Origin of the sequence: Eubacterium sp. ER2 (assembly GCF_000765215.1) — a bacterium.
GTDB classification, from domain to species: Bacteria; Bacillota; Clostridia; order Lachnospirales; family Lachnospiraceae; genus Claveliimonas; species Claveliimonas intestinigallinarum.
In genome coordinates, this window is the sequence record NZ_JPJE01000064.1 from 1 (window position 1) to 564 (window position 564).

General features: G+C 44.5%; 1 protein-coding gene. It reads left to right on the forward strand.

Translation table 11 applies throughout. The features are described from left to right. Positions 1-564, forward strand: a 564-nt coding sequence (locus tag NI21_RS16195) for a transposase (RefSeq protein ID WP_242842882.1), incomplete at both ends; no start/stop codon positions are given.

Here is a 564-nt window from a genome sequence, read left to right on the forward strand (position 1 = left end):
AAAAAAGGATGATTCGAATACACCTCCCACAGCGGGCGACGGCACTTCTGGTGAAAGCGGTTCTTCAGACGAAATCCCGGAAGGAGCCAAAACGCAAAAATGCAGTACTTCAGATCCGGAAAGCGGCTGGTTCCGAAAAGGCGAACATAAACATGTTTTTGCATACAGCATAGAGACTGCATGTGACAAGCACGGGTGGATCTTAGATTATACTGTGCATCCAGGGAATGAACATGACAGCAGGACATGGAAGCCTTTGTACGACAAATTGAAAGACCTGGATATGGAGATGATGGTATTGGATGCCGGATATAAGACTCCAGCAATAGCCCGAGAATTGTTAAAAGACGGGATACAGCCCCTGTTTCCGTATAAAAGGCCCATGACAAAAGATGGATTCTTCAAGAAATATGAGTATGTCTACGATGAGTACTATGACTGCTATATCTGTCCGGCGGATCAGATCCTTACTTATCAGACGACGAACCGGGAGGGTTACAAAGAATACAAGAGCGATAAAAGCATCTGTAAAAACTGTCCTTACCTTTCCAAATGTACAGAAAG